Below are 20,324 nucleotides of genomic sequence, written 5' to 3'. Positions count from 1 at the left end.
GTACTAATTTTTTATGTCAGATGATTTTATTTGAATGATCACCAGTTTAGATGTGGGCGTATTGCTTTTGTCTGCCACGCTGTCAACAGGGACCAACACATTGGTTTCGGGAAAATAGGTGGCGGTACACTTTTCCGGGATATCATAGGCTACAATAATGAAGCCATAAGCCACGCGCTCCGTTTGCCCGTGATAGTTATACAGGTCTACTACCTGCCCAGGCTGAAAGCCGCCATCAGCAATATCTTTCGGATGCATGAATATTACCCGCCTTTCGTGGTATACCCCGCGGTAACGGTCGTCCAGTCCGTAGATGGTAGTATTAAACTGGTCGTGGCTGCGAATCGTCATCATCATATACTCGCCGGCAGCCAGTGGGGTATTGAGTACGGGTGCAACATTAAAATTAGCTTTACCGGTAAGGGTATTGAATTGCCCCTTCCTGGCGCCGTTAGGCAGGTAAAAGCCGCCTGGATGCCTTACCCGTTGATTATATTGATCGAAGCCGGGAATTACTTTTTCAATATCGTTGCGGATATGATCATAATGTTGGGCGTAATCATTCCAGCGTACGCAGGATTCTTTTCCGAACAATGCAGTAGCCAGTTCACAGATGATAACCGGCTCGCTTTTCAGGTGTTCCGATATCGGGTGCAGGTTCCCTTTCGACATTTGAATAACACCCATTGAATTTTCGCAGGTAACAAACTGTGCTTCTCCGCGCAGCAGGTCTTTATCGCTGCGGCCCAGGCAAGGTAGTATAATGGCTTCTTTACCATGTACCACGTGACTACGGTTTAATTTGGTAGAAACGTGTACGGTAAGGTCGCAATTGCGCAGTGCGGCGGCAGTATATAAAGTGTCTGGCGTGGCAGAAAGAAAATTGCCTCCCATGGCCATGAACACTTTTGCCTGGCCCTTGTACATGGCGTGGATGGCGTGTACCACATCATACCCGTGTGCGCGGGGTGGATTAAATCCGTATACCGCCTGTATTTTATCCAGGAAGGCGTCGGTCGGTTGTTCGTAAATGCCCATGGTCCGGTCGCCCTGCACGTTGCTATGGCCACGTACTGGACAGGTTCCTGCGCCAGGCTTGCCTATGCTGCCTTTCAATAATAGCAGGTTTACCACTTCCCGGATAGTATCTACGGCATTTTTGTGCTGGGTAAGGCCCATGGCCCAGCAGGCAATAATTTTCTTTTTATGGAAGAGGGCAGCAGCAGCGGCCTCTATCAGCACCGGATCCACGCCACTGTCGGCCATCAGCTGCGATAACTGTTGTGTTTTCAGGTGTTGGATATAGTTGTCGAATCCTTTGGTTTGGTTGGCAATAAATGCATTGTCAAACACAGTACCGGGATGACGTTCTTCTTCCTGTAACAGCAGTAAGGACAGGGCTTTAACCAGGGCCATGTCGCCATTGATCTTTACCTGTAGAAAAATATCGGTAAGATGTGTTGCTATTTGCAAGACGCCCTTTACGGTTTGGGGATTGAGGAAGTTGAGTAGCCCTGTTTCTTTGAGCGGGTTAACCGCGATGATCGTTGCGCCGTTCGCTTTGGCTTTCTGAAGGGCCGTGAGCATGCGGGGATGATTGGTACCCGGGTTTTGTCCAAGGATAATAATCACTTCTGCCTCATGAATATCCTCCAGGGTTACGGATCCTTTTCCTATGCCGAGAGAGTCGTTAAGCGCTACGCCACTGGATTCGTGGCACATGTTGGAACAGTCGGGCAGGTTGTTGGTGCCATATTCCCGTACCATCAGCTGGTAAAGAAAGGCGGCTTCGTTGCTGGTTCTTCCGGAGGTATAAAATACGGCTTCATCGGGGGAGGACAAGCGCCTGAGATGGGCGGCAATACGTTGGTAGGCGTTTCCCCAGGAGATGGGGCTATAGTGGGTAGCTCCTTCGGCCAGGTACATGGGTTGGGCGATCCTGCCTTTTTTACCTATTTCATAATCGGTTAGTTCGCCGAGTGCGGCGATGCTATGCTGCGCAAAAAAATCGGGTGTCAGCTTCTTCGTGGTAGCTTCTTCAGCAATTGCTTTAGCGCCGTTTTCGCAGTATTCGGCGATTCCGGATCGTTCATCATCGGGATCAGGCCACGCGCAGCCGGGGCAATCGTACCCGTCTTTCTGGTTCAGTTTCAGTAATGCTTTCATTCCACGAAATGCATTCATTTCCTCCAGCACATGCCGCATACTGGATATTACTGCCGGGATGCCCGCTGCTACTGTTTTTGGTGGTCCGAGCTTGATGCCGGTAAACGTTATGGGATTTTCTGCACTATCCATGTTGGGTGGTATTTTGTGGAACATCAATAGTAGCGGCGCCACTATAGATATTAAAACGATCTTCTTTCAGGAAACCGACAAGGGTAATATTCCATTCCTCAGCCATTTTTACCGCCAGGCTGGAAGGTGCGCCAATAGCCGCTATCACGGGGATGCGGGCCATGGCTGCTTTCTGGATCAGCTCAAACCCCGCACGTCCGCTCAGCAGCAAACCATATTGCTGTAAGAATATCGACGATTGCTGCATGGCAGCGCCTATTACTTTGTCGACCGCATTGTGCCTGCCAATATCTTCCCGCAACAACAATAATTGGCCGCTGTTGTTGAACAGGGCGGCGGCATGCAGGCCTCCGGTACTGTCAAATACGGATTGCTGATGCCGGAGTAAGTCTGGAAGCCGGAGCAGGGAAGGGGTGGACAGGGCGAAAGTATGCTCACTAACGCTAACGCCTGTACGAATGGACGACAGGTTGGTTTTACCACAAACACCGCAGGCGGCCGTAGCGGCAAAATTACGTTGTACTTGTCCCAGCCGCGCGTTAGCCGAAGGTTTGAGGTGCACGGTGGCAACGTCTCCATCTTCGGTAGATGATAAAATAACTTCCTGGATATCATCACTATGGGAAATGATACCTTCTGTAAATAAAAAGCCGGCAGCCAGTTCCATATCATTACCGGGCGTACGCATGGTAACGGATATGTTTTGCTGCCGGCGATTATGAGAAGGCCCATGTACCAGCCTGATTTCGAGCGGATCTTCTGTAGCCAGGATATCATTGGTGTCGGTGAATCCTGCCACAGCTACTTTTCTGACGCGGGTATGAACAATAGCATTTGTCATACGTAAAATTACACTTTCACTACCATCTTACCACTGTTTTTCCCGGAAAATAATCCCAGTAAGGCAGCGGGTAGCTGGTCAAAACCTTCTATCACGGTTTCGGTATATTTTATCTGGCCAGCCTTTATCCATTCCGATAGTTGTTTCACGCCTTCTCCAAACCGGGTGGAGTAATTACCAATTGTGAAACCCTGCATCAGGACGCTCCGCGTAACCATGAGTGGCTGGATACGCGGACCAACCGGCACTTCGGTAACATTGTACAATGCTATCTGTCCGCAGAGCGGCACCCTGGCGAAGAAGTTCAGATGTCTCATCACGGCGTCGGAAATTTCGCCGCCTACATTATCGAAGTATATATCAATGCCATTGGGGCACACCGCAGCAATGGCGGCATCCAGGTTTGGGTTACCTTTATAATCAATAGCGGCATCGAAATGAAAGGTATCAGTGAGTAAGTTAACTTTTTCGGCGCCTCCGGCGATACCCACCGCGCGGCAGCCCATTATTTTGGCGATTTGTCCTACTATGATTCCTACTGCGCCGGCAGCACCGGATACCAGCACCGTTTCACCTGCTTTGGGCTTACCGATATCTACCAGGCCGAAATAGGCCGTTAGTCCCGGTACGCCCAGGAGGCCCAGGTAGTAGGTAGGAGGAATGCTGTTATCAATTTTCCGGAGATGGGTACCTGGAAAGATAGCCGCCGTGGCCCAGGGCAAAAAAGGACGGGCGCCGGTAGCCATGACCAGGTCGCCGGTTTTAAATTGATCGTCCCGGCTGGTAATGACTTCCCCTACACCTCCACTCTCAATAGGCTCTCCTACCTGGAAGGGCGGGATATAGGACTTAGCGTCATTCATACGGCCACGCATATACGGATCTACCGAAAAGTAAAGCGGCTTTACCAGTACTTCTCCAGGCTGTGGTTCCCGGAGACTGCTTTTAACGGTGTTAAAGGTATGATCATCTGGTAACCCCTGGGGACGGGAAGCCAGCAGGATTTGTTTGATTTGCATATGATGGTATTTTCGCGTTAAGAAAGGTGCTCCAATAATAACAGCACCGGAATGTATTTGTTTAGCATAAAAGCCCTGCATATGAAAGAAAAATGTACATTCGGGGTAAGAAACTTCACCCTTAAATTTTAGATCTACTATGCGTCTTGATGATGAAGAAATGAGCGACAACGTCGAGAAACGTACCGGTGGTGGTATGCGCAACATTGGTATTGGCGGCGGTATTGGCGGTATTATCATTATAGTGCTGGCGCTGCTCTTTAAGCAGGACCCTCAGCAGGTGATGCAGGCGGTACAACAGGCACAAGGCCCCGGTCAGGGACAGGGTACTTCGGAGAAACTGACTACAGAAAATGCTTCTCCCTTTGAAATCATGTCTTCCAAAGTATTACGCAGCACAGAGCGGGTGTGGAAGCTGGAGTTCCAGGAAAGGAACAAAACCTATGAAGTACCTGGTATGGTGTCTTTTGAAAAAGGAACTGAGTCTGGTTGCGGCTTTGCAGAATCGGCTATGGGCCCGTTCTATTGCCCTGCCGACCGGAAGGTATACCTGGATGTTTCCTTCTTTGACGAGCTGGAACAACGTTTTGGGGTGAAGGGCGACTTTTCGAAAGCCTATGTAATTGCCCATGAGGTAGGTCATCATGTTCAAAATCTATTGGGCATCAGCGGGAAAATGCAGGCAATGCGTTCCCGGCTGAGCGAAAAAGAATATAATAAACTGTCGGTGATGCTGGAACTACAGGCCGATTTCCTGGCAGGAGTCTGGGCTAGCCGTGCCAATAAAATTAAACCCTTCCTGGATCCGGGAGATATAGAGTCGGGGTTAAGTGCTGCCAGCGCTGTAGGTGATGATCGCCTGCAACAGGCGGCTACCGGGCAAGTGGTACCGGACGCCTTTACTCATGGTACCTCTGCTCAACGTATGTTCTGGTTTAAAAAAGGCTTTGAATCAGGAGATGTTTCCCAGGGAGATACGGGCATTGGATTGGGAAGCTGGTAAGCGTTTAAAAGACTTTAAAATAAAAATCGGTCACGTGATATCATGTGACCGATTTTTATTTTAAGATTTACATGCTTAGCATTTCCTTCGCCAGTTCAATCATTTTTTCGTCGCCGGTATATTTACCACTTACATCAGAAAGCTTCACTACCGGTGTCCATCTGGGTGCATCTTCCGGCAGGGCCTCATACATTTTGATAACGATATTCAATGCGGTAAGCCCTACGTCGTTGGTGAAGTTGGTACCAATGCCGAACGACATGCCTATTTTACCGCGACAATAGTCAGCGATATGCGCTACTTTATCATCATTCAATCCATCTGAGAAAATGATCGTTTTGCTGAGCGGGTTTACGCCCTTACTGATGTAATGAGCAATGGTTTGTTCTGCAAAAAGGATTGGGTCGCCGCTATCGTGGCGTACGCCGTCGAACAGTTTTGCAAATTTTTTGTCAAACTGTTCGAAGAAAACGGCCGAAGTATAGGTATCCGATAGCGCAATACCCAAATCTCCCCGGTATACCTGTACCCAGTTTTCCAATCCCAGCATATTGGCCATTTTGAAGCCGTATTTAGCTGCGTGAAACATAAACCATTCGTGTGCATGGGTCCCTACCGGCTTTACGCTATTGCGCATGGCCAAATGCACATTGCTGGTGCCGATAAAACACCCTTCTCCATATTGCCGCAGGGCTTTCACAACCAGTTGATGTACCGCCAGGGAGTGCCGGCGGCGGGTACCAAAATCGGCGATGGTAATACCCATCTGCTTATATTTTTCAATTTTCTCGCGGGTAATCCGGGTTACTTCAGCATCGCCGACCCTTTGTTGCCCCGTAAGCTGATAATACAATTCACAGATCAGCGACATCAATGGTACTTCCCAAAGAATGGTGCGGTACCAGTATCCATCGGCATGTACTTCCAGGTCTTCCCCATGCTGCGCAATATGTACCTCGGAAGGATTATAGCGGTATCCCTGGAGAAAATCGAGGTAGGTTGGATCCAGGTAGGGACAGGTGACCTGCAGGAATTCTTTTTCTTCTTCCGTTAGCTGTAACCGGGCCATATCGTTCACGGCCGTTCTCAATGCCTCCGCAAAGCCGGGAGGGAACGAATGCTTGCCCCGGTTGATAAAGGTATAACGGGCACGCGCCTTCGGAAACAGTTTAACCACTCCATGCTGCATGGTGAATTTGTAGAAGTCATTGTCGAGAATCGATGTCAGGATCATGGTCTGTTATTTAAATTCACAATAATATTATATTTTTGTGGCTAACCATATTGTTAATCAATGCAACGAACCATCAAAGTTAAATGGCCCCTTAACCCACAGGAAACCATTTTGTACAAAGTGAATGCAGTTTACATCAAGAACAGCTGGAATGCTAAGCAGGGCGCCTTATACCTGACCAATGAACGAATTGTTTTTGAAGCTAAGCCGATGCTGATGTTTCTCTTATTTGGCGTCATTGGCTGGCTGCTTACCCGTAACAAGAAAGCGATTGAATTTTCCTTATCGGATATTACAGACTTCCAGAGAACCAAACATGGATTCAACAAAAAAGTCGCATCCTTTAGTGTGATCGATGGAGCTAACTATCGCTTTGGTATTGGGGGTAAATGGGAGACTTTTGATCTCACCTACCAGAAAGCTATGCTGGATGTACAGCCGCTCTTTAGTGTAAAATAGACCTTTCCCGTTAAGTACCGCAATATTTGATAAGATTCACATTGCCGTAATGCCCTTTGTAGCGCAATGTGAATCTTTCGCTACCTTTAGATTATGCTTACCAGTATTTTAATCAATTTATTTGAGCGGGATCTCAGCAAACTGGAACAGGAGATTGCTGCTTATGAAACCCGGGAAGGCATCTGGAAAGTGCCTGCCGGTATCAGTAATTCAGCTGGAACCCTGTGTCTGCACCTATGTGGTAATCTGCAACATTATGTAGGCGCCATACTTGGAAAAACTGGCTACCTGCGGGATCGTGACAGGGAATTCAGTGACCGGAACATTGCCAGGGAGGATTTGCTGGTATTGATAGGTATTACCCGCCGTGTTACACTAACGGTGATTGCCGACCTGACGGCAGAAGACCTGGAAAAATTATACCCGGAGAAAGTATTCTCCGGAACCATGTCTACCGGGCATTTCCTGGTACACTTGTGCACTCATCTTAATTACCATCTTGGCCAGGTGAATTACCATCGCCGTTTAACCCAGTCGTAAATTCATGCGTGTTTTTCTGGAGCGCTTTAAGCAGGTTACCCAACGGCTAGCGCTTTTTTTATGGCCACTGATAACCGTGCTGCTGGGAATACTGCTGGCCCGCCTGACGGTGAGCAGAACTACCGCTTACTTTTTTATCAATCATTTACATACCCCGGCAGGGGACCTGGTATTCCCGTATATTACGGAATTGGGCAGTACGGTAGCAGCCATCCTGCTCAGCGCAGCGTTGTTAGTATTCCACAGGCGCATCGGTATGGTACTTGGTTCTGCTTATCTTTTTACGGCTGCTATTGGCGGCGTATTAAAAATATGGATCGGGTTTCCCCGTCCGCACCGTTATTTCGAACATCGTTTGCACGATATCTATTTTGTGCCTGGCGTACAGGTACTCGACAACTTCAGGAGTTTCCCTTCCGGTCATACCATCTGTGCTTTTACAGCGGCTACTGTATTAGCCTACTATGCCCATAACAGATACTGGTCTTTGTTATACCTGGTGCTGGCCATGCTGGTGGGATATTCCCGCATGTATATGAGTCAGCATTTCCTGGAGGATGTAACAGCAGGCGCTATTATAGGCGTCTTTTTCACGATGGTCTGGCTAAGTATCTTCGGTGGAAAGGAAGAACAGTTATCACGATAAAAGATCCTTCCTGGCTTCCATAGCCTGTATCAGGGAGTGCTGGTGCTGGTGAAGCAGATCATTGTATAATCTGGCAGGAGCAGGCGCTGTTTTCGACTTTCCGTTAAAATCTGCCGGTGTGGGTATATATCTTGCCCATAGTATTTCATAGCCGATATAGATCTGATATTTCCCTTCCCGGACATGATCGCTGTGTCCAAGCCGGCGCTCTTCCCCGGGCGCAAGGTTTTCGATCAGGCGGGCCTGTCGCGTGGTACCCATCGCGGTAGTAATTACCTGGTCCACCGCCACCGTCATAAATCGCTTATCTGAGAGGTTTTTAACGCTGCGGAGATATTTGGAAACACTGAATACGCTATTGGAGATGCCTACAATGCGTACAGCACATATCGCGTCTTCCCCGGGAACAGGCTTTAACCGTTTTTCTTTAATGCGGGCCTGCCGGAAACTACAGGTTCTGAAATGAATATACCATAAGGTGAAAAAGGAAAAAATAATGACCGGAACGTACATGATTAACAGGTTTTGAGGGTAGTATAAAGAAACATGCGAGTAAGATTTGCTTCGTTAGCTACAACAGGGGATGGTGATATTTAAATGTTCAATTTGACAACGCTAAAATAGCCGGATTCAATTGTACAACTGTAAATCCAATGTTAACAGAAAACAGATTTATACCTGATACGGTTTCTCATAGGGTTGCTACAAAATGGATATTTTTTCGCGTGTTAACAATTAAATCACAAAATTTATCGACAGAATCCTGCAACTTTGCCACATAGCCAAAAACAGGTGTTTGTAACCAGGTCAGCTTTAGAGGTTAACCCCCATATACTCCACTTTTAATACTTTCTAATTTTCTTTAATACAATGTTCAGGGTATCAATAGCAGCCTTTTAAGCGAGTGGCATTTTCCCTGTATGGGATATATTTATCATGTATGGTCGTTAGCGGGGGAAGAAGATAAAGCTAAGTCCTGCGCTATGAAACTGGGGATTGTAATAAGGCATTACCACTTTATCGGCGTGTTCCCGTTTATCCTTAAACAGCTTTTGCTGTATCCAGGGATATACCCAGTAGGCTGCTTTGGTGCTTAAAATACCCAAACCTGCTCCAGCTACTACATCGCTTACCCAGTGCTTATTGTTGTATACCCGTAATGCGCCGGTGGCAGCTGCCGCGGCGTATCCGGCGATACCGTACCAGGGGGATACATCTTTATACTCCTGTCGGAGAAATTCTGCTGAAGCAAAGGCGGTAGCCGTGTGTCCTGAGGGAAAAGAGAGAAAATCGGAACCATCGGGGCGTTCTTCATGTGTCCAGTGCTTGATCCCCTCGGTAGTACCGGCTGTAAACACGGCCGCCAGCCCGAGGATGATGGTACGGTCACGGAAGTTGTGCTTACCATGTATGCCCAGGGCATTCAGCGCGTACACTGCTGCCACAGGCGAATATTGCAGGTAATTATCAATTTGGGTGCGGAAGGTAGGATGATCTTCTTTTACTTCTGCCTTGGTGCTGGTATTCACATCCCGTAAGGTAGGATTGTTAAGTGCAATAAAGCCGTATCCCAGCATCACTGCTGGTACGGCAATACCTGCCACTGTGCTATGAAAACGTTCAGGGGGCCTCCAGCCCAATTGGCGGGGCGAGGGAACAGCCGTTACAATATGTGTTGAATCAAACTGGGAAGGAAGGGAATCAATCTCCTGGGCAATTGCTTTATCAGAGAAGGTAAAGGCGCCTAAAGCCAGTCCCGCTGAAAATATCATTTTCTTCATATCTCTCCTTAATCGTTCAAAAATAGCAGTCAATTCTGGAGGAAATCTGTACTTGCCTATTCCCCGCCACGATCCGGGGGTCGGGGGAGCATTATTTCGGCCGTTTGGCGGGTATACTTATTATGGAAAAGGAAAGTGATCACTAAGCCTAACAAACAACCGGCGAGCACCGATAGCACCCTGGCCACCGCCGTATCCCAGGCATGGGTGCCGGCTTCGTGCGTCATGACGATAATAGTGGCCGCCAATGCGGTCCGGGTAGCTGCTTCCAGTTTCAGCAAGTTACAGATCACCACGGTGATAAATACCGCCGCACACATCATTAGCAGCATGTTGGGATGTACCAGTATCAGCAGAAATCCTGAAATAGCGCCTACTACATTCGCCTTTATACGTGTAACCGCCAATGTTACTGCGTCTGAACCGTCTGGAGACAACACCAGCATCACAGAAATTAATACCCAGATGACATCTTCATATCCCGTCAGCCAGGATAGCCCCAATACCAAAAGTACACCGGTTACGCATTTCGCTGCATACGTCAGGATCCTTCTTATTCGTTGTTTGTCCAGCATGCTGCAATGATAGTAATTTTATGCTTTCAGCACCCCTTAATACTTCGCTGGCTGCCCGGCTTTGGGCATCGATGCTTTAATAAAAGCACGGATATCGTTATTGCCGGTGGCCAGGTCGTCTTTACGCAGGTACATCATATGTCCGCTGCGATAGCCATGCCAGGAGAGCCTGTCTTTCAGGCGACCGCCCGGATCCATTTGCCACATGCTGTATTTGGCATTGAAATAGTCGCAGGCGCCATCGTAATAGCCCGACTGGATCATAACATGCAGGTAGGGATTGGCTGCCATGGCCTGGCGCAGGTTCTCCCCGGTATTATCATTGTTACTATCCCATGGATGTACGGGACCAAACATCAGGTATTTCAGATCCGTTTTAAAATCCAGTTCCTGCCGCAGGTAAATATTGATGGCCGGTGTAAACGCATGTAACCAGGAGGTAAGTTCCGCGTTATAATCCGGGCCGCTTCCTGCATCTTCCCGGTCCATACCAAGGTAGCGGGAATCCAGGCGCCCCACGGTATAGCCTTTGTCCCGCAGCAGTTCTTTCCAGAAGAAATTAGGCGGTACATTGAGGTTGTGTTGTAATATCACTTTCTCTGACAGACCAGCGTAGCGGGCCATTTTGGCGGCGATAGTCTTGCGTTGCTGATCGTCGAGGAAGCCTCCCTGGCTGATAGCAGGTATCAGCTCATGGATGGTAAAATTTTCGACTTCCGGGAGAACGGCGGAAAGGTCTTTTTGCTGCAAATCGGGCGACAATGCCTTGTGGTACCAGGCGGTGGCGGCAAAATAGGGTAGACGCAGGGCGGCATCCACCGGACCGTTGCGCGATATACCCAATTCCGTAGGCGACACCAGGATTACACCGTTCAGGTACATCCATTGCGCATTTTGCAATTCCAGCGCCAGTCCCGAAACCCGGGTGGTGCCGTAGCTTTCGCCGATCAGGTATTTGGGAGATGCCCACCTGTTTTGGCGGGAGACAAAAGTATTGATCCATTCGGCCAGATAGCGGATATCGGCATTTACGCCAAAGAACTTTTCACGGGGCACATCTTTGCCGGTGACTCTCGAAAAACCAGTGTTGGCTGGGTCTATATAAATGATGTCCGCCATATCGAGGATAGACTCCGGATTTTCGTGTATGCCGTATGGTTGTACGGGATAGCCTTCATCGTCGATGTTCAACAACCGGGGGCCGGTGTAGGCAATCTGCATCCATACAGAAGGTGTACCCGGACCACCGTTAAAGGAAATAACCAGGGGGCGGTTTGCGCGGTCTTTGACATCTGTTCTTTCATAATAGGTATAAAAGAGCCCGGCCAATACTTTCCCATCCTGGTCCCATACCGGCTGTGTGCCGGCAATCGCTTTATACGGGATCTTCTGGCCTTTTACGGTAACATCGTGGTAGGTGATGACCGTGGTATCCGGGTTGAGGATAACAGTTCCGTACTGCGGTGCATTTTCTTTAGAAGGTGCCGGCGGCTTCGTGTTTTTTTGTTGTGCCTGTAGCTGCGACAGTCCCAAAGTGCCTGACAGCAATAACGATAGCATCAGTTGCTTGCTCATGATATTCATGTATCGGATCTTGATTGGATTTAAAGATTATGCAAAAGCCGCATAAATTCAAATACTTTGGGATGAGTGGAGCCGGTTGCCCGCTTACTGCTGAAAATCACTGGGTCTTCTGCCCACCAGCTTAAAGAAAGTATTGCTGAACGCAGAAACGCTGTTGTACCCGGTATCCCAGGCTATTTCATTGATGGTTTTCTCTGTTTCCAACAGGTATCCCATGGCCTTGATCATCCTGGCCAGCTTCAGGTATTGAAAGAAAGAGATGTCCATAGTGGCACGGAAAAGTCTTGTCAATGTACGTTCACTATAGTTGAATGTATGTCCCACCGATTCCAGGGTAAGCGGCTCGGCAAGGTTTTCCTGTATATACCTGAGTACAGGCTGTAACCGGGGATTATCGGTGGTGGGCAAAGTAATAGGCAGGGGTACAGCGCTGATTGCAGGTAACATGTCCTTGATGGCCTTAATAAAAGTAAAGCGCTTGTCGCCCGGCAATATATCTCCGTCCCATTGGGCGGTATGCAGGATCATTTCCAGCAGCAGGTTGCTGACAGGGTAAATACCTGTCTTGGTATAAAAAGGATCGTCCTGGTCTTCCAGCTCACTGAAAAAATAAATCGTACGCACAAAATTCGCCGGGTACCGGTGTTGAAAATAATGTTCTACACCTGCAGGCACCCACATATAGTGCCGGGCGGGCAGAAAGTAGGTTTTATCTTTTGTATATAAAAAGGCGGCGCCTCCTTCAACATAGGTGAGCTGTCCTTTGTTATGCTTATGGGAGGAAAAGTGATGTTCCGTTTTCCAATGCCATACATAAGCTGATCCCGGGATGGCATCAACAGCGTTCAATATCAGTTGTGGATCAAAATCACTCATTTGGCCGGATCTAACAATTTTATGGCAATTTATAGAAAATAAATTAACTAATCGGGTGGGAACTTTGCATCTTCATCACTATAAATATGTCTATAATTACTAATAAGTGGCTGGCAGGAGGGGTGTTGATCGCACTTTTCACCACACAGACAGCCCTTAGTCAGGTCCCCGACAAGAACACCCTAACGTTAACGGATGTATGGAAAAGGGCAGATGCTTACAACCGGCAATTGCAAATGCAGTATCTCCATGTACAGCGTATGGACGAACGTACCAAATCAGCCAGGGACGAGCGTTTACCAGAAGTGAAAGCCAGTGGCTTATATGCCCGCGTATCCAATCTCGCTATCTACCAGGACGGATTATTACATTCCCCCACGCAGTATCCCGTTGTACATGCCTATTACCAGTTTGGGGCAGATGCCTATCTGAATGTATATAACGGAGGAAAAACATCCCGGGAAATCAGTGCCAGGCAAACCGAGGCGGAACTAGCCACCGAACAGAAAAATCTTACAGTTACAGAAATACATTATAAAGCAGCAGCGGTCTACCTGGATATCTACCGGGGACGGAGGTACGAAAAAGTATTGTTGCAGGATATCGCCGAACGAGAAAAGCAACTGGAGGAAATCCGTCACCTGCACCAGCATGGGGTGGTATTAAAAAGCGATGTACTGCGGGCTGAGTTGATGCTATCCAAACAAAGAATGACCCTGCTCGAAATACGGAACGGGATACAGATTGCTAATCAGCGGCTTAATATCATGATAGGTCAGCCAGACAGCAGCTATAACCAGCTATCCCTCGATACGCTGGTAGTGCCGCAGGCGCCGGTACGCAGCTATGAAGACTATCTCGCTGATGCTTATGAGCACTCATTCGCCTTTAAGATTTCAGAGAAGGAAACCATATTGAGTGAATTGAAACTGAAGGAGGTGAAAAGTAATATACTCCCTAAAGTAGGATTGTACGCGGAATACGCCTACACTTATCCCCAGATACTTTTTTATCCTTACTCCATCGCGTTATATGGATTGGGACAAGCAGGAGTGAAAGCAGCGGTTCCCATCTCCGCTTTCTATCAGAATAAACATAAAAAGCAGGAAGCAAAGATCAACCTGGAGCGCCAGGAAATAGAACATGCCGATACCAAAGACCAGGTGCGCCAGGAGGTACAAGCCGCCTACCTACGCTACACGGAAGCGTTGACACGTATCCAGGTAGCTAACGACAATATTACACAGGCAAGAGAGAATTTCCGGATTGTCAATAATACCTATTTCAACCAGCTGTCACTGCTAACAGATCTGCTGGACGCAGAAACGCAACTGCTGCAGTCCCGCTTTGACCTGACCACGGCTGAAGTAACCGCACAATTACAATACTATCAATTATTGAAAGCGACAGGCAACCTTTAATATATGAACAAGACGAACACCAACACCACTACCAACAAAACGGACAGACTCATTTCCCGTATTACCACTATGATCGCTGCGATCGTGGTAGTATGCCTGGGTATTTGGGGGATAAACACCCTGTTGCAGCACTGGAAGTTTGAAGAAACCAACGATGCACAGATCGACGAGTACATTAACCCTGTTGTAGCCAAGGTAACCGGTTATATAGAAGAGATCCGCTATGAAGAAAACCAGGAAGTAAAAAAAGGTGATACGTTGATTATCATAGATAACAGCGAGTATGCCGCACAACAACAGGAAGCGGAAGCCTCGTTGCTCAACGCCCGGGCGCAGGTAACCGTACTGGAAAGCAATGTTACTACCTCGGCGCAGACAGCCAGGGTATATGAATCGCAGATAGCGGCGGCTAAGGCAAAACTGGTAAACCAGGAACAGGAATACGATCGTTATAAAAAATTATATGATGTAGAATCTGCCACCAAACAACAGCTGGAGAAAGTAGAGACTGCACTGGCAGTGGCCCGTTCGGATTACAAAACCGCGCGGGATGCTTACCAGGCTTCCCTGGCCAAGATCAATGACGCCAAAGTACAGCAGAGCGCCCTGAATGCTGAAATAAAGAGGAGAGAGGCCGTAGTAACAAAAAATGATCTTAACGTATCCTACACCATTATCACAGCGCCCTATAACGGTAAAATGGGTCGCCGCACCATACAACCCAGGCAGCTGGTGCAGGCGGGGCAGGTGCTGGCTTATATTGTAGACTGGGAAGCAGGCAAATGGGTAGTGGCCAATTTCAAGGAAACACAGATCCGCCATATGAATATCGGCGAAACCGCCAGGATAGTCGTGGATGCTTTCCCGGGAAAAAAACTCACGGGAAAGATAGAATCACTGTCCGCTGCCACTGGTAGCCGGTTTTCGCTGCTGCCACCAGACAATGCCACCGGTAACTTCGTGAAAATAGCCCAGCGCATCCCGGTACGTATACGCCTCAACGGTACGCCGGAAGAGCTGAAGCAGCTGTCGGCAGGGATGAATGTAAATGTGTCTGTTGCAAAAGAACGTCAATAACCATGGGGCAAAGTAAACAGATATTTCGTTCGTGGGTGCCTGAATGGCTTATCCGGTTGACTATTTTCCTGGTGCTGTTTCCAACGGTGATGTTGTTTGCGTTATCGACGGCTAACGTGAATGCAGCTACGGGGTTTTATGGCGCCGAGCCACAGGATATCCAATTTTCCATGCTCTTGTATTATGCCGCCCTGGTGGCTTTTACCCCGTTGGAAAAACGCTTTTTCAGCCGCATCGCTACCAAGGAATATTTCCTGATTTGTTTGGTGTTGCAGGTAATTGTTACCTACTGGTGCTATCATACCAGGGAAGTGGCGGTGCTTTTTATCTGTCGTTTTTTACAGGGGATTCTTAACTGCGGCGTTACCAGCATTTGTTTAACATTATTATTCAGCAGGCTGAAGTCGGAGCATGCCCGTGAAACCGGTTACGCCATTTTTTATGGGATGATCCTTTGTTCGGGTTCTTTAACTTCACTGATCACCGCCCCGCTGGTAGATGATTTTGAATACAATGTGTTGTATAAAATGGTCATTTACACATTTGTACCAGGAGCTACCTTGTTATTGCTGTTGATGAACAGGGTGCATCTTGTGCGTCGGGTACCCCTTTACCAGCTCGACTGGACCAGCTTCTTTCTGTATGCGCCTATGCTTATTTTGTTGGGGTATATATTGATTTACGGGCAACAATATTACTGGCTACAGGACCCCAGGATTGTTGGAAGCGTTATTGGTATTGTATTGCTGACGATTACGTTTGTGATCAGGCAACTGCACCGCAAGCGTCCCTTCATTGATATGGGGGTATTCAAATCCAGATCGTTTATATTTGGAATTACCTTATTGGGCGGCCTGTACCTGATCCGGGGCGCATTTAATATTACTACCAGCTACTTCTCCAATGTATTGGGCATGGATCCCCTGCATACGTATGAGCTGTTGAGCTATAACCTGGTGGGGATTGTGATAGGGGCTATTATTGCAGCGAGACTGGTGATAAAAAAGCGTCCCTTACAATTCATCTGGCTGGTAGGCTTCTTCCTGTTATTGGTATTTCACAGTGCCATGTACTTCCTGTTTACGTCTGAGGTAGACGAGGCGACCTTTATATTGCCGTTGATGTTACAGGGGATGGGCGCCGGGATGTTGCTCACACCGATCGTATTGTTTATCATTTCGTCGGTGCCGGAAGCCATTAGTGTATCTGCTTCCACCGCAGGCGTGTTTATCCGTTTTACTTTCTTTGGATTGAGCACGGCGTTAATCAATTATTTCTCGCTTTATTTTAGCAGGACGCACGCCATGCGGCTCAGCGACGGCGTATCCGGGGTTGACAATGGTTTGGCAGAACGCTTACAAACTTACCGGGCAGCGCTACAGTCCCGGGGACTAATGGCCGATCAGGCAGCGCGGCTGGCGCCGGGTTTATTGGATAGAGCCATCCAAAAACAAGCCTTCCTGAAATATGCGATGGACTACTATGAGCTGATCGCCATCCTGATAATGGTATTGATGCTCTTAATTGTGATAACACCGTATATCAGTCGCACCACCATTAACGTAAGAGCAAAACAACCGGCGGCAGCCACGGTATAGGTTAAACGCATGCTATTCTTATCATGCTCGTGTGGCAGGAATAGCCGGAAAGAATAGATCTTGTATCTTTACAGGAAGCAGGATCTATATCATGAAAAAGTTGTTGACTAAGTTTAAGATTGCGTTTCTCCCTTTTATACTAATTATTGTCTCCCTATTAGTTGGTTATACCTTCCTGAACTGGTTAATCTTTGTGTATTGGGATGTTTCAATGATCAGGGATGACATCCACCAGTTATTTATACCTATGGTATTAGCGGGAGTGGCGGTTATTGTGTATCTGCGTCCCCGGATAAAGCAGTTAAACCTCGATAACAAAAGAGACACCGGATATTTCCTCTATCAAATAGTTGCCTGGATATTTATCATCACTCCATTGGTCATTGCCCAATATTACATGGTATCAGCGACGGGCAAGCTTACAAAGCTCAATAGTATTAATGAAATTAAACAACCGCTGTCCAGGTATTATCAACTGGACCATTTTTATATTGATAAACACCAGGCGGGAATTGACTATGGTGTTGAAATAGGAGGAAAGAATAACGAGAATTTCGGGATGATGATTTATGTGGCGTTACCTATTTATGCGCAGGCCGGCGATACGTTGGGAAACACTTGTCAGGCGTGGTACGGCATTGTATATACCAAAAGTATCAGTAACCGCCTTAACGATGAAAAGAAGCGGGCGGCTTACAAACAATTTTTAGCTGACAGTGAGGCGGCTTTTGATTCCCTGGATGTTACACAATTTTCTTTCCTGAAACGCGCCGAAAACAACGATGATAGAGACGGGCTTCGAAAGGCAATAAAGAAGAGTAGTAAATATAGCAACGCTGCCGCACCTGTTTTACTGTTGCCTAAGAAAACACCTTTTTCGCAGAAAGATAATGCTTTGCTTCAAGCGCTTTTAATTGCACTGATAGTCGTTATCTCGTTGTGGTGTATAATGGTATTGATTCCAGGGCTAAAAGAGCCAGTGAAGAAAGCCTCGGACGACCTTTGGCAAGAGTTGTGGCTTGTTTTACGGCCCCGTAGAGGCTTTTTTATGACACCTTTATTAGGCTGCATCAATGTACTGGTTTGGGTGGCTATGATATTTGCCGGAATCGGCGTTATATCGTTTCATGCAACAGATTTGTTACCCTGGAGAGCTAATTTTGGTCCATTGACGTTACATGGGGAATGGTGGCGGTTACTGACCTGTATTTTCTTGCATGGAGGGGCGATGCACCTGTTTTCCAATATGGTTGGACTGATGCTGGTAGGTGTATTGCTGGAAGAAGTGGTAGGAAGTTATTATTTTTTGTTTCTGTACTTATTGACGGGCATTATTGCCAGTACAGTCAGCGTTTATTGGCGGCCAGATGCAATAGGCGTAGGGGCTTCGGGGGCTATATTTGGGCTGGCAGGCGTTCTGGCAGCACTTTTGCTCGCAAGGAAATTTCCAACGGATACGCTTACACGAAAAACGCTTTCATTTTCCATGCTGTCGTTTGTAGGCATTAACTTGTTAATCGGGCTGACCGGTGCGGTGGACAATGCCGCGCATATCGGTGGTTTAGTAAGTGGCTTCCTGTTAGGGCTTATATCTCCTTATTTAATAAAAAAGCAACTAGATCTGGCATCATGCAGACCGGGGTTTTATTTTTCGAACGTATTGCCTGCGGATTACGCACCCATACTGATTTCAGGCGAAGATACCAGGGCATTAGCCAATTTTGTATATGTGGTATACGAGGATGCTGATACTGGTATTAAAAGCGTTTACGAGATCAGGTCTCAATTTCACGTTGGCCAGTACGGTTGGCAGGCATTTTTGGCGGGTCAGCTGTTGGTAATAGGTCATGAAGATTTTTTTTACCTGTATGATCTGAAACAGCAGTCAAATCTCTTGCGCCTGGAGTTGAATGGCTATTTTGGCCAGTGCCGCGAGGATAATGGTCATTTCTTCGTTACAGACTCCACAGGCATTTATTGTATCGACAAGCAGGGACGGGTACGTTGGCACAACGATAACCTGGCTATCGACGGCGTAATTATTAATTCATTCGAGGGCAAACATATCAAAGCGGACGGAGAGTGGGATCCGCCGGGCGGTTGGCGGCCATTTGTACTGGATGCCGCTACAGGAGAGCTACTCAGCTCATAATATTTCATTCAGCAGAAAAGAATCATCTTATTTATAGCAGCAGCTTCTTGCAACAGCCGTAGGAAGTTGGAATGCTTATGCCGTTTTAAGCGGCGGTTAAGCATAGGAGATAGTTATGTTATATTAATGCTTGAAGTGAATTTTTATATTTAACATAATATAAATTATATGAATAATTTTCAACCATTAAAATTTATTGACCGTTATTAACCTCACGGGGCGACTTTGATTTATTTTACTAAAAATGAATGCGCTGAGAATTAAATAAAAATACAATGCCTGTACTCAGTGCCGTATATTCCACTGTCAGTGCATTCATTTTGGACTGAGTTCCAACATCTATCCGATTCCTGGGCCCATAGAATTTTGCGCCAAATAAAAACGCCGATGGATATCCTCCACCGGCGCGAAAAATTACTGCGAATATTTTACTGGGCCTTTACAACCAGCATGTCGATTTCAATCAACATACCATCCAGGGCTAACCTGGGCACCGGAATTAATGTGTTGATCGGAATTTTTTTATTGGGCCAGATTATCAGCGTTTCCTCCGACAATATCTTCAATTCTCCATATCATGATCTACTACCAGTGTGGTTTGTTTTACGACATCCTGGAGCGTTAACTGTTGCGATGCCAGGGCGATCGCCAGGTTCTCAAACGCTTGTTTTACCTGTGTACGAAAATCATTGGCCAGATGAGCTGTACTGTTTTATACCCGTAAAGTAACCACAATGAGGTATATCATTACAAGTACAGAAATGACTGTTTATGGCATAACAGTTAATGCGTGCGGCTCAATGAATTCAATCACTTCGCCATCCAGGCCATATACAAGCGCATTACGAATATTCAGCGTAGGCTCGCCTAAATGCAGTACAGCAGGCGGGATACAGCTGGTGGCGCCTAACGTCAGGGCATCTTCATACGCCTGAGCAGCATTACTCACTGTGAATGCGAGGTGCAGCAACGCACCGCTGACAGGCGCTTCGCCCCCTATGGGTCGGCGACCCTGTGTAGCCACGTTGGCGTCTTTATCGAATATTTCAACGTAAGAAGTCGTGCCCCGGATATTCAGCAAAGCAGCGTATTCAATATTAAATTCAGGCAGCGCCCAGCTATGAAAGCGTTTCAGCCCAAGCGCCTCGTAAAATTTTATGGTGGCCTGGTAGTCTTTTGCCTGTATGGCCACATGATGGATGCCTGTTATCGTTGTCATG

At 47.3% G+C, this 20,324-nt stretch carries 19 protein-coding genes; 8 read left to right on the top strand and 11 right to left on the bottom strand.

Annotated features, from left to right (window positions below):
• Positions 1–3 precede the first annotated feature (3 nt).
• Genes FHW36_RS09930 through FHW36_RS09920 form a run of 3 tightly spaced genes read right to left on the bottom strand, consistent with a single transcriptional unit; the run spans position 4 to position 4,158 of the window.
• Positions 4–2,298, bottom strand: coding sequence for an FdhF/YdeP family oxidoreductase (locus FHW36_RS09930; protein WP_246121123.1), 2,295 nt, complete (start codon positions 2,296–2,298; stop codon positions 4–6).
• A complete protein-coding gene (fdhD, locus tag FHW36_RS09925; protein WP_145666410.1) occupies positions 2,291–3,139 on the bottom strand; it encodes a formate dehydrogenase accessory sulfurtransferase FdhD in 849 nt (282 codons plus the stop codon). Before fdhD ends, FHW36_RS09930 begins: the two co-directional genes overlap by 8 nt.
• 8 nt (positions 3,140–3,147) lie before the next feature.
• On the bottom strand, positions 3,148–4,158 hold the full coding sequence (locus FHW36_RS09920; protein WP_145666407.1) for an NADP-dependent oxidoreductase: 1,011 nt from the start codon (positions 4,156–4,158) through the stop codon (positions 3,148–3,150).
• A gap of 139 nt (positions 4,159–4,297) precedes the next feature.
• Between FHW36_RS09920 and ypfJ the strand changes: the two genes are divergently transcribed.
• Positions 4,298–5,161, top strand: coding sequence for a KPN_02809 family neutral zinc metallopeptidase (gene ypfJ / locus FHW36_RS09915; protein ID WP_145666403.1), 864 nt, complete (start codon positions 4,298–4,300; stop codon positions 5,159–5,161).
• 67 nt (positions 5,162–5,228) lie between these two features.
• On the opposite strand, the gene pncB is transcribed toward ypfJ, so the two are convergent.
• Complete coding sequence (gene pncB, locus FHW36_RS09910) at positions 5,229–6,395, bottom strand: nicotinate phosphoribosyltransferase (protein ID WP_145666401.1); 1,167 nt, start codon at positions 6,393–6,395, stop codon at positions 5,229–5,231.
• A 60-nt stretch (positions 6,396–6,455) separates the two neighbouring features.
• Between pncB and FHW36_RS09905 the strand changes: the two genes are divergently transcribed.
• The 3 genes from FHW36_RS09905 to FHW36_RS09895 all read left to right on the top strand — a co-directional run bounded on the left by FHW36_RS09905 (position 6,456) and on the right by FHW36_RS09895 (position 8,040).
• The gene (locus FHW36_RS09905) at positions 6,456–6,854 is read left to right on the top strand and encodes a GRAM domain-containing protein (RefSeq protein ID WP_145666399.1); all 399 of its coding nucleotides are present in this window, start codon (positions 6,456–6,458) and stop codon (positions 6,852–6,854) included.
• A 93-nt stretch (positions 6,855–6,947) separates the two neighbouring features.
• Complete coding sequence (locus FHW36_RS09900) at positions 6,948–7,394, top strand: DinB family protein (protein WP_145666397.1); 447 nt, start codon at positions 6,948–6,950, stop codon at positions 7,392–7,394.
• 4 nt (positions 7,395–7,398) lie between these two features.
• Positions 7,399–8,040, top strand: coding sequence for a phosphatase PAP2 family protein (locus FHW36_RS09895; RefSeq protein WP_145666395.1), 642 nt, complete (start codon positions 7,399–7,401; stop codon positions 8,038–8,040).
• Here the strand turns inward: FHW36_RS09895 and FHW36_RS09890 are convergent.
• The 5 genes from FHW36_RS09890 to FHW36_RS09870 form a co-directional block, all read right to left on the bottom strand.
• Complete coding sequence (locus tag FHW36_RS09890; RefSeq protein WP_145666392.1) at positions 8,032–8,553, bottom strand: hypothetical protein; 522 nt, start codon at positions 8,551–8,553, stop codon at positions 8,032–8,034. The genes FHW36_RS09895 and FHW36_RS09890 overlap by 9 nt on opposite strands.
• Before the next feature lie 434 nt (positions 8,554–8,987).
• On the bottom strand, positions 8,988–9,821 hold the full coding sequence (locus FHW36_RS09885; protein WP_222429037.1) for a phosphatase PAP2 family protein: 834 nt from the start codon (positions 9,819–9,821) through the stop codon (positions 8,988–8,990).
• A 56-nt stretch (positions 9,822–9,877) separates the two neighbouring features.
• Positions 9,878–10,396 (bottom strand): FUSC family protein, encoded by a 519-nt coding sequence (locus tag FHW36_RS09880; protein WP_145666389.1) that lies wholly within the window; start codon positions 10,394–10,396, stop codon positions 9,878–9,880.
• 36 nt (positions 10,397–10,432) lie between these two features.
• Positions 10,433–11,971, bottom strand: coding sequence for a S10 family peptidase (locus FHW36_RS09875; protein ID WP_145666386.1), 1,539 nt, complete (start codon positions 11,969–11,971; stop codon positions 10,433–10,435).
• 93 nt (positions 11,972–12,064) lie between these two features.
• Positions 12,065–12,856, bottom strand: coding sequence for a helix-turn-helix domain-containing protein (locus tag FHW36_RS09870; RefSeq protein WP_145666383.1), 792 nt, complete (start codon positions 12,854–12,856; stop codon positions 12,065–12,067).
• An 86-nt stretch (positions 12,857–12,942) separates the two neighbouring features.
• Here FHW36_RS09870 and FHW36_RS09865 point away from each other — a divergent pair, with 86 nt between their 5' ends.
• The 4 genes from FHW36_RS09865 to FHW36_RS09850 all read left to right on the top strand — a co-directional run bounded on the left by FHW36_RS09865 (position 12,943) and on the right by FHW36_RS09850 (position 19,104).
• A complete protein-coding gene (locus FHW36_RS09865) occupies positions 12,943–14,277 on the top strand; it encodes a TolC family protein (protein WP_145666380.1) in 1,335 nt (444 codons plus the stop codon).
• Between the two features lie 3 nt (positions 14,278–14,280).
• Positions 14,281–15,354 (top strand): HlyD family secretion protein, encoded by a 1,074-nt coding sequence (locus tag FHW36_RS09860; protein WP_145666377.1) that lies wholly within the window; start codon positions 14,281–14,283, stop codon positions 15,352–15,354.
• Positions 15,355–15,356: 2 nt separating this feature from the next.
• On the top strand, positions 15,357–16,952 hold the full coding sequence (locus FHW36_RS09855; RefSeq protein ID WP_145666374.1) for an MFS transporter: 1,596 nt from the start codon (positions 15,357–15,359) through the stop codon (positions 16,950–16,952).
• Between the two features lie 91 nt (positions 16,953–17,043).
• Positions 17,044–19,104, top strand: a complete 2,061-nt coding sequence (locus tag FHW36_RS09850; protein ID WP_145666371.1) for a rhomboid family intramembrane serine protease — start codon at positions 17,044–17,046, stop codon at positions 19,102–19,104.
• Positions 19,105–19,666: 562 nt separating this feature from the next.
• On the opposite strand, the gene FHW36_RS31040 is transcribed toward FHW36_RS09850, so the two are convergent.
• Positions 19,667–19,801, bottom strand: a complete 135-nt coding sequence (locus FHW36_RS31040) for a Rid family hydrolase (RefSeq protein ID WP_145667822.1) — start codon at positions 19,799–19,801, stop codon at positions 19,667–19,669.
• Positions 19,802–19,873: 72 nt separating this feature from the next.
• Positions 19,874–20,323: a VOC family protein gene (locus FHW36_RS09840; RefSeq protein WP_145666368.1), complete on the bottom strand. Its 450-nt coding sequence runs from the start codon at positions 20,321–20,323 to the stop codon at positions 19,874–19,876.
• Position 20,324 lies beyond the last annotated feature (1 nt).

It is taken from the genome of Chitinophaga polysaccharea (genome assembly GCF_007829335.1).
Taxonomy (GTDB): Bacteria; Bacteroidota; Bacteroidia; order Chitinophagales; family Chitinophagaceae; genus Chitinophaga; species Chitinophaga polysaccharea_B.
This window is presented reverse-complemented; position numbering and strand designations above follow the sequence as displayed.

Excerpts from the sequence above, each read along its gene's own strand:
- FHW36_RS09855 (WP_145666374.1), top strand. The coding sequence starts at position 15,357 with ATGGGGCAAAGTAAACAGATATTTCGTTCGTGGGTGCCTGAATGGCTT.
- FHW36_RS09860 (WP_145666377.1), top strand. The coding sequence starts at position 14,281 with ATGAACAAGACGAACACCAACACCACTACCAACAAAACGGACAGACTC.
- ypfJ (WP_145666403.1), top strand. The coding sequence starts at position 4,298 with ATGCGTCTTGATGATGAAGAAATGAGCGACAACGTCGAGAAACGTACC.
- FHW36_RS09875 (WP_145666386.1), bottom strand. The coding sequence starts at position 11,971 with ATGAGCAAGCAACTGATGCTATCGTTATTGCTGTCAGGCACTTTGGGA.
- FHW36_RS09880 (WP_145666389.1), bottom strand. The coding sequence starts at position 10,396 with ATGCTGGACAAACAACGAATAAGAAGGATCCTGACGTATGCAGCGAAA.
- FHW36_RS09895 (WP_145666395.1), top strand. The coding sequence starts at position 7,399 with ATGCGTGTTTTTCTGGAGCGCTTTAAGCAGGTTACCCAACGGCTAGCG.
- FHW36_RS09905 (WP_145666399.1), top strand. The coding sequence starts at position 6,456 with ATGCAACGAACCATCAAAGTTAAATGGCCCCTTAACCCACAGGAAACC.
- FHW36_RS09900 (WP_145666397.1), top strand. The coding sequence starts at position 6,948 with ATGCTTACCAGTATTTTAATCAATTTATTTGAGCGGGATCTCAGCAAA.
- FHW36_RS09865 (WP_145666380.1), top strand. The coding sequence starts at position 12,943 with ATGTCTATAATTACTAATAAGTGGCTGGCAGGAGGGGTGTTGATCGCA.
- FHW36_RS09930 (WP_246121123.1), bottom strand. The coding sequence starts at position 2,298 with ATGGATAGTGCAGAAAATCCCATAACGTTTACCGGCATCAAGCTCGGA.
- FHW36_RS09885 (WP_222429037.1), bottom strand. The coding sequence starts at position 9,821 with ATGAAGAAAATGATATTTTCAGCGGGACTGGCTTTAGGCGCCTTTACC.
- fdhD (WP_145666410.1), bottom strand. The coding sequence starts at position 3,139 with ATGACAAATGCTATTGTTCATACCCGCGTCAGAAAAGTAGCTGTGGCA.
- FHW36_RS09920 (WP_145666407.1), bottom strand. The coding sequence starts at position 4,158 with ATGCAAATCAAACAAATCCTGCTGGCTTCCCGTCCCCAGGGGTTACCA.
- FHW36_RS09890 (WP_145666392.1), bottom strand. The coding sequence starts at position 8,553 with ATGTACGTTCCGGTCATTATTTTTTCCTTTTTCACCTTATGGTATATT.
- pncB (WP_145666401.1), bottom strand. The coding sequence starts at position 6,395 with ATGATCCTGACATCGATTCTCGACAATGACTTCTACAAATTCACCATG.
- FHW36_RS09870 (WP_145666383.1), bottom strand. The coding sequence starts at position 12,856 with ATGAGTGATTTTGATCCACAACTGATATTGAACGCTGTTGATGCCATC.
- FHW36_RS09850 (WP_145666371.1), top strand. The coding sequence starts at position 17,044 with ATGAAAAAGTTGTTGACTAAGTTTAAGATTGCGTTTCTCCCTTTTATA.
- FHW36_RS09840 (WP_145666368.1), bottom strand. The coding sequence starts at position 20,323 with ATGACAACGATAACAGGCATCCATCATGTGGCCATACAGGCAAAAGAC.